Below are 8,214 nucleotides of genomic sequence, written 5' to 3'. Positions count from 1 at the left end.
CAGTCTCACCGACTGCATCAACAGGCCGGACAGAAGACTGCACCCGACCAATGCCACTGCGTCAATTTATCTCTTGCAACGCGGGAGCCATCCACAGAGGACTCAAGTCGGTCATCGCGCCATGTCCGAAAGGTGCCAATAGGCGAAATTATAGCCTGCGAGCCAACCAGAATATCCGGCCACCCTTTGCAGGGTCATTGATCGGATGCTCGATCAGTTCGAAACCTGCGTCGGTCAATAAAGACTGATATTCGGACGCATCGAGACTGGCATGGAATAGTGGATCGCCTCGATATGAACCGATTATCTCGCCATGATCAAAGCCAGCATTGAACATTAGAATGGCGGCTGGCGCAGCGTGCACGGCAAATACCCGAAACATTCTTCGCTGGTCTTGGTGCCGAAGATGGAAGAAGCTGTCCCAAGCCAAGATCCCTTGAAATTTCCGACCAAGTGCCAAGGCACGCATATCGCCGACGATCCATTCCTGACCCGGCATCCTGGTTCGGCAGAGTGAGATGAGGGTTGGAGAGCTGTCCATGCCGGTGACGTGAAAACCACGGGCAACCATGTGAAGTGCAACAGGCGACCCGCCCCCACAGCCAAGATCAAGAACCGTTGCGCCCTGCGGAAGGAAACTGAGGAAACGCTCGATACAGGGTTGATCTATCCAACCGGCGGCTCGGCGGTCTGCATCCCATGACAACGCGTGGCGCTCGTAATGGGCTACGATCCGGTTAGCGGTGTCTTCCATAGACAATTCCGTGCGATGCGGGAAACATTAACTTACACCCGATTGACCTTTCGGGGATGTCCGTTCTGGGTCAAAATCGGAAGTGACGGCGTCAAAACACCACTTCTCAATCCGGCGAGCAGCTAACGCGAGAGCGGGAGAGCCAGATGACAGAAAAACAAGCGATGATGACAGGGGCGGCAACTGTATTTGTCGTCAGCAACATAGCCAAGAGCATTGAGCATTACCGCGACGCACTCGGCTTCACCATCACTTTTCAATACGGAGACCCCACTTTCTATGTCTGCTTGTGTCGTGACGAAGTTTCTTTGCACCTACTCGCGGCTCACGAGACCAAACGATTGCCGGGTAATGGCGTCATTTGTATATTCGTGAAAGACGTCGACCGTGTGCACGCCGAGCTGACTTCGCGCCGAGCAAAGGTGCTCAAGCCGCCGCAAGATTACGACTACGGTATGCGCGACTTTGATGTTGTTGATCTTGATGGCAATCAACTCACGTTCGGAATGGGGACTAACCATCAGGACTGAGGTCCGCTTCGGGTCAAAGGCGGAAGTCGTGCCCAGCGCGTACCCCGCCTCGTCAGCGCCCATTTCCGGCGCATTGAGCTACTTCAAAGGAAGCGGTTGGTCGCCGAGCAAGCCTTTGGCAATGACGGTGCAAGCCACAATGGGATCAAGCGAATGTTCCGCGATGAGATCACGGCATTCAGCGGCGATCTGTTCGGCATCCTGCATCAGCTTTAGCTCTTTGTAGCGGTCGTGGTGATGCAACCCCATGCTCTCGCCGACGACTTCGAGAATATTGATGATCCGAAATGGCCAATCGCGTTCATGCGCGCATAGTTCGCGATGATCGGAATGATAGACCGCGACAAGCGCGTCTACGCCCGCATCCGCCGCCGCCTGAAGTTCGTTCCGCTGCAACTCGCGTTTGAATGCGGGAAGAACCCCGACATTGACGCTCTGCAGGCCGACCGCCGGCTGCTGCAAATCGACGAGTTCGATGCCTGGGACCGCCTGCAGGATTTCCTCGGCTGCTTCCATGACACCGGCGACGCCGGGATGCCGATGCAGCGCGACCCGCATCTTGACCTCTCGGCTCAATTGCGGGACCAACAATGCGAGACGCTCGCGGAGAAATCGCAAAAACGGCGTCATCTCGAATGGCCGCGATCCGCGTTGCCGTTCGATGGCTGGAATCGTGGCTTCAGTGAACTGGACGTAGCAACTCGGGCACCACGAGATCACTTGGCCGGATTTCGAGTGCGACATCTTCTCGATCGAATTCGAGCCCATGCGCCCTGACATTTCGACGTCGCCTGTAGTTAACTGATGGATGCCGCAGCAATGGGTCGGCCCACCCATTACCTGATAGGTGACGCGGAGCGCATCCATGATATCCAGCGCCAGCAGCGCGATGTGTGGCGTCTTGAGCACATTGCAGCCGGTATAGAACACGAAATCCGGTGGCTCGGCAGGGATTGCGGCCGACGCCGTTTTCTGGCCGAGCCGCTCCAGCACCTCGCCGTTCAGCTGCAAGCGCGACAGTATGGTCACATCGCGGCTGAGATCGCGAAATCGTGTCAGGCCCTGACGTCGCCGCTCGGGCAGTTCGTGCTGGCTCTTTGCCATCGCAACGCGCGCCATGGCCAGCATGAAGCGCGGATTTACGCCGTAGTCACACGCCTTGATGCACTCGCCGCTGCGCACGCATGCGGTCGCCCATTTACCCGACGCCTCGGGTCCCTCGCCCGTGCGCAAGATGTCAAGGATGCCGCTAATGACGTCGGTGGGGCTCGCATCAGCCACGCCGGCAGGCGCTACGCTCGGGCAGACCTCGACGCATTTACCGCACCGCGTACAGGCGTCGAGCATCTCCTCAACGCGAGCGTTTAGCGCCGTCTCGAACGAGATTTCGCTCATCGGCTGTGCATGTCCAGCTCTCAGCCCGCGGACCTACGCGAGGGTCGTGATGCTTATCGAAACTTATCTCACAAGCGCCGAGACGTAAATGGGAAGGCCGCACCCGGCCCGTTCTCGTCAGTTTCAAGTCAAAAAGGCGAAATACTCGCAAAGAGGAGGTGTTTCCGCTTTGCCAAACATCGACCGCGATATTTGCGCTGTGGCGACGCCAGCACGATGGGCTTGCCAATGTTTGCGTGATAAAAGTTCAGGGAAACGTATCCGAGACGGACTTCACAAGGAGCACACTATGCCCAGAACAAGGGTGCCCGTCCCCGATGTAGCCGAGGTCGCCCCCGGTTTGTGGTCAAACGCCATACGCGCGGGCGACATGCTGTTCATCTCCGGCCAGGTAGCACGTCCCTTTGAAGGCGGCACCGGGGTAGTCGGGAAGGATGAGTACGAGCAGACCAAGCAAATATTTTCACGCATTGATCGCATCATCAAAGCGGCCGGCGGGACGATGGACAACTTGGTCAAGATGACGATCTACGTAGTCGATATCAAGAAAAACACCGAGGTCTGGCGAGCGCGGCGCGAGTTCTTTACCGGAGAGTTTCCTGCTTCCACGCTTGTAGAAGTGCGGTCCCTCGCGACGCCGGAAGTGTTGGTGGAGATAGAAACCGTCGCCTATTTTGGGTAGGAGTTAAAGTTACGATTTGGGTCAATCTCGACCAATTTTAGCTGTCCGCATCATGTACGCTTTTCCCCCCGATAGCGACCGAATAGCGGACATCGCAAGAGGTCTGTTTGGTGCCGATTTTGTTGCAAAAGTCTTTTTGGGGTGACGACCGAGGGCGTGGGAACCACTCTTCCGCATGGCCGTCACGCATTGCCTTTCAGCCTACGGATGCGCCCGCCTTTGCCCGGCTAATTCCGAGTGCCAGAATTCGATGCAGCAGGGCTGGGTAATCGAGTCCGTCATGCCGGGCCGCTGTAGCGAACTCCTGGCTCTTCGCGATTTCAGGATTGGGGTTCGCTTCAATGAAATACAGGGTGCCGTCGGCAGAGAGGCGAAAGTCGATGCGCGCGTATCCATCGAGCCCAAGTGTTCGGTAGATGCGTTTCGCTGTTCGGTGAATGCGGGCGCGTACCTCCGGCGCAAGGTTCTTGGCCGGCCCATCTACAATTCCCATGCGCTCCTGATAACCGGGATCGTGTTTGACCTTCTCGGTGGCTATGGCCTGGCCGCCCATGGTGCCGAATTTCAATTCCCAAACCGGCAACACTCGTAACCGATTGTTGCCGAGCACACCGACATAAAGCTCACGTCCCTCGATATATTGCTCGGCGATCGCGGCAGTTCCGATCCGCTCGTGAATGAAGGCGACGCGCTCTGCGAGCTTCTCGTCAGTATCGACGACGGATGCCTGCGAGATACCCCGAGATCCATCCTCGTTCAGGCTCTTGACGATCAGCGGAAGCGCAAGACGCGCTGGTCGTTTGACCTTGCGGCGCATCGGGAACACGGCGAAGGCCGGCACCGCGATCCGGCGATGGTGCACCAGCGTCTTGGACAGATCCTTGCCGCGCGCCAGGATCAGGCCACGCGGGTTGCACCCGGTATATGGGATTTTCATCAGCTCAAGATAGCTCGCGATATGCTGGTCATACACCGGCTCATTGTGAAACTGCTCGAGTAAGGTGAATACCACATACGGCTTGAAACTTTCGATCTCCTCGCGCACCGGCTTGATTTCCTCCTGCGCACCGAGCGGGCGAACATCATGGCCGGCCGCACGCAAGGTGCTCACGACGTCGTATTCTGTTTTCCATTCGTTGATTTGCCGCGCAGTGTATCCGTCGGTGGAGTCCGGGGGCACGAAGTCCGGATGCATGAGCACCAGAACGCGCAGGCGTCTCATAGCGCGATCCATTTTCGCCGCGAAGGACCGAACAGCGCGTGCATGGTCTTGGCGGTCAACAGGACGGTGAAGTCAGTCAAAAGCTTCCGATCGGAGCCGACAGCGCGCAGATTGAGCTCTCGGCAGCGGGAGATCATGTCGTCAAGTACAACATCAAGCGTAAGTTGGTTCTCGCCCGTCCACCGCGCAACCAGCTGCCTGATGTGGGCGCGGTGCCGCCTGATGAATGCAGAAGCCGGCTGCCCCCGGCGATGCCGTGGATCGGCGGAAAAGAGCCGGGAGAGGTCGCGGTCGTAAGTCTTCGGTGGGCTGAAGGCGTAGAACGCCTGCTTCTTTTTATAGTGGTCGCCGAGTGTCTGGCTGAGTTCATGCAGCGGATCGACACGCTCCCGCGTCGTGACTAGCGGCCGCTTCCCGGCGATTTCCTCCATCAGTTCGTCGACATATTCGAGCTTCTTCAGCGCTGGCCAGCCGGCATAGCGCGTCCGCCAGTTCGAACGCGGCCGCAGCCACACCGCGAAGGTTTCAGCGAAATCCTCGTCCGGATGGCTCTGCGCGTACCAGAGCCGAAGATGCTGGACATATTGCCGGCTGGCCGGATTGGGCCGGTAGTAGCGTGGGTAGTGTTTTGAGGACCGGCCGAACAGCTGCTGCCAACGCCGGCGGCGCTGCAGCTGATAGCCGTGCTGGATGGCATGACCTGCCTCATGGCGGAGGATAGCCATGCATTCGGACCAGGTGCCGCCCTCGACGTAGAGCATCATTTTCTTCTCGAGCTTCATCAGGCGGGGATGGGTGAGATAGAATGGGACGGCAATGCCGGGCACATCTGCCGGACTAAACCATTCGTTCGATATCCATGTATGTGGCCGCAGCCGGATGCCCCGCTCTTCGAGCTCTTCATAAAGAGTGCTGATACGATCCTCGAGCCAAGTGCCTTCGACCGCAACCCTCAGACTACTGAGGCGTTGCTGGAGCAACTGCTCATCCGATAGATTTTCCCAAGCATATTTCCGGCGGGGCATAGGCATCCAGAAGTCATAACAACTCGGTACTCAGATGGTGTCATAGGATGCTGCTGACAACAACCGCCGGGTCTCCGCGGCGTGCCGTTGTTCAGCGGCCCGTGTCAGCTCTGGGTCCAAAGCAGACCTGCCGCGTTTAGCCTTTGATGTCTGCTTTACCAAAAGTGGACATCGGTCTGCAAAACATTTGATTTCCAGGCTGCTCGCCAATTCGGATTATAGATGCATGGGAGTGGTTGCATGAAGGCGGAGAACCGGGCGATGCCTTTTGCGCAATGGCCAACGGTTATGCAAACAGCTGGCTAACGAGCGTTTGCCGGGTCTTGGAAGTCGGCTTTCGCTCGTTTTTCCGCGCTGGGTAACCCAAGGGTAAAATAGCCTGCGAGCAGTGGGTAAGCGCGCCCTGCCCAGGCCCTGAAGACTCTGACTTTCCCATTTCGACGCATAGCTCCGCATGTCCGTTCTGCCTCCGATAGCAGACATCGTCAGGCCACCCGGGCATGTCCGAAAAGTGCCAACAACAGACATTCATCTATTGTCAACGCTGAGGTAAGGCGCATAGTGCCCAATCAACAAAATTACTCGGGTGCGGAACGTATCTCAAAGGGAACGAGGCGATGGCGCGAACCGATATACAGAACCAGCTGGGACTCACGGAAACCGTTCTCGGTTACGCCGATTCCCTTGCCGCCCGCGCAAGCGACACGGTGCTGATGGTCGGGCGGCTGGCGATGGGGATCATCTTCTTCCAGAGCGGTTTTGCAAAGCTCGCGGCACTTGGTGCGTTCAGCGCCAGTCTGGGCAATCGCGGGGTGGCGTTTCCGGATTTCTGGGGACCGGTCGGCGCGATCAGCGAATTCGTCGGCGGCACCCTGATCCTTCTCGGTCTGGGCACGCGCTACGCGGCGGTGCTGATCGTCGTGTTCGTCATCGTCGCGACGGGCATTGCGCACCGCTATTGGGAATTCCCAGAACCTGCACGACGCATGCAGGAGGGACAATTCTACAAGAACCTCGCCATCATCGGCGGCGCTTTGTTTCTGTTTATTTGCGGGGCCGGGCGTTTCTCGCTCGACGCGATATTGATGAAGAGGCGATAGACGCGTTCCGACTCTGCAACGTTGGAGTCGGGCCCAAAACGGAATTCCGTCACGTCATGATGTCCGTTCCGGGTCAATGGTGTCGTTCTGACCGTGGTTCGACCACTTCCGGTCTACCCCGATGAGCGGACATCGTCATACCGGCCCGGCATGTCGGGTTCGCGCCAATCGCGACCAACGCATCGCAGCAAAGCTGCGTCGTTATTCGATAACCTCGTCGGCGAGCGCCAGCAGGGTCGGAGGCACAACGATGCCGAGCGCTTTTGCAGTTTTCTGATTGATCACCAGAGTAAACTTGCTCGCCTGCTCGACGGGGAGATCGCCGGGCTTGACGCCATTCAGGATTTTCGCGGCATAGATGCCCGCATGACGCACAGCATCGCTCGGGTCGGTTGCATAGGACATCAGAAGCCCGGCACGTCCCCAATCCGGGTAAGAGCCGACGGTAGGCTTGCGTGACGCCGTGACGAAAGTCATGACGCGCGACAGATTACCGAACAGCAGCGGTTCACCCGAGATGTAGAATGCACTCACGTCGTCGCGAAGGCCCGCCGCAAAGGCGCTTTCCAGATCGTCAAGGGTATCGAGACTGTAGAGGACGAACTCAAAGTCCAACTTGGCGGCCACTTTTTGCAGCGCCTCTTTCTCCTTCATCGCCAACAACCCGTTGGCGGGCGCAATCATGCCGAGTCGTGTCAAACTAGGAACAAGCTGCCTGAAAAGCCCGATGCGCTTTTGGGTCATGGTCTCCTCGCCACCGACCGCGTTAATGACGTTTCCGGTGATCATCCCACCCGGGTGTGCATAGCTTTGGACCCAACCTAACGTGACTGGGTCCACAGCAACGTTGGCAAAAACCAGCGGTATCTCTGGAAAAGATCGTTGAGCCGGGCTGGCACCAAAACCTATCGTGACGAAGACGCGTGGATTGAGCGCACCCAATTCCCTCGCGAGCTGAGGCAAGCGATTAACATCTCCTTCGGCAAACCGCACGGCAAGGGAATAGTTCGTACCCTCGATGAAACCTGCTTCCTGCAAGCCTTTGCGGAGTGCCGCGACTCTCTCCTTGGCGGTATTGGTCTCCGATTTTAACGGCATCAAAAGCCCGACCAACGGCAAGCTGGCATTTGTCTGGGCATGAGCCGGACGCGAAAAACTCAATGCGGCCGTGATCAGTCCGATGAACTCCCGCCGCTGCATGTCCGTCCCCCGAAATCAATCGCACGAGTATAGCTGTCTAAACTCGACACTTGGAAGACGCCGGAGCGGTAGAAATGAAGTATCTTTGGAGATTGCCCGATGTCCGAGTTGGGTCAAAAGGCGAAATACTCGCTCTGAGCAGATGTGGTCCGCTTTACACCGAAAGCGGACTTAACTCAGACCTCGCGCGATGTCCGAAAAGTGCCATGTGTGGACGGCTCCGGGTTGGCAAGAGCTTTTTTTCACGTTTTGCAGCATTGGTCGGTGCAGCCATGTGTTCGGCCTGTAGATGCGGTTCACATGACC

General features: G+C 57.6%; 8 protein-coding genes. 3 read left to right on the top strand and 5 right to left on the bottom strand.

Annotated elements, in window-relative coordinates; translation table 11 throughout:
- Nucleotides 1–148: 148 nt before the first annotated feature.
- On the bottom strand, nucleotides 149–754 hold the full coding sequence (locus tag E7813_RS19585; protein ID WP_291576706.1) for a class I SAM-dependent methyltransferase: 606 nt from the start codon (nucleotides 752–754) through the stop codon (nucleotides 149–151).
- A gap of 146 nt (nucleotides 755–900) precedes the next feature.
- On the opposite strand from E7813_RS19585, the gene E7813_RS19580 reads away from it, so the two are divergent.
- Complete coding sequence (locus E7813_RS19580) at nucleotides 901–1,284, top strand: VOC family protein (protein WP_291576705.1); 384 nt, start codon at nucleotides 901–903, stop codon at nucleotides 1,282–1,284.
- 78 nt (nucleotides 1,285–1,362) lie between these two features.
- Here the strand turns inward: E7813_RS19580 and E7813_RS19575 are convergent, their stop codons facing one another.
- Nucleotides 1,363–2,679 carry a (Fe-S)-binding protein gene (locus tag E7813_RS19575; RefSeq protein ID WP_291576703.1) on the bottom strand — a complete coding sequence of 439 codons (1,317 nt, stop codon included), beginning with the start codon at nucleotides 2,677–2,679 and terminating at the stop codon, nucleotides 1,363–1,365.
- Nucleotides 2,680–2,968: 289 nt separating this feature from the next.
- Between E7813_RS19575 and E7813_RS19570 the strand changes: the two genes are divergently transcribed.
- Entirely contained in the window at nucleotides 2,969–3,361 is a 393-nt protein-coding gene (locus tag E7813_RS19570) for a RidA family protein (RefSeq protein WP_291576701.1), read from the top strand.
- A gap of 196 nt (nucleotides 3,362–3,557) precedes the next feature.
- Here the strand turns inward: E7813_RS19570 and E7813_RS19565 are convergent, their stop codons facing one another.
- Entirely contained in the window at nucleotides 3,558–4,583 is a 1,026-nt protein-coding gene (locus tag E7813_RS19565) for an ATP-grasp domain-containing protein (protein WP_291576700.1), read from the bottom strand.
- Nucleotides 4,580–5,563, bottom strand: coding sequence for a putative zinc-binding metallopeptidase (locus tag E7813_RS19560; RefSeq protein ID WP_291576698.1), 984 nt, complete (start codon nucleotides 5,561–5,563; stop codon nucleotides 4,580–4,582). The genes E7813_RS19565 and E7813_RS19560 overlap by 4 nt, the downstream gene beginning before the upstream one ends.
- Nucleotides 5,564–6,225: 662 nt before the next feature.
- On the opposite strand from E7813_RS19560, the gene E7813_RS19555 reads away from it, so the two are divergent.
- A complete protein-coding gene (locus E7813_RS19555) occupies nucleotides 6,226–6,708 on the top strand; it encodes a DoxX family protein (RefSeq protein ID WP_291576696.1) in 483 nt (160 codons plus the stop codon).
- A 201-nt stretch (nucleotides 6,709–6,909) separates the two neighbouring features.
- Here E7813_RS19555 and E7813_RS19550 read toward each other — a convergent pair whose 3' ends face one another.
- Complete coding sequence (locus E7813_RS19550; protein ID WP_291576694.1) at nucleotides 6,910–7,908, bottom strand: ABC transporter substrate-binding protein; 999 nt, start codon at nucleotides 7,906–7,908, stop codon at nucleotides 6,910–6,912.
- Nucleotides 7,909–8,214 lie beyond the last annotated feature (306 nt).

It is taken from the genome of Bradyrhizobium sp. (assembly GCF_004799405.1).
Lineage (GTDB): Bacteria > Pseudomonadota > Alphaproteobacteria > Rhizobiales > Xanthobacteraceae > Bradyrhizobium.
The sequence above is the reverse complement of the archived record's forward strand: the minus strand, read 5'-3'. Positions and strand labels throughout refer to the sequence as shown.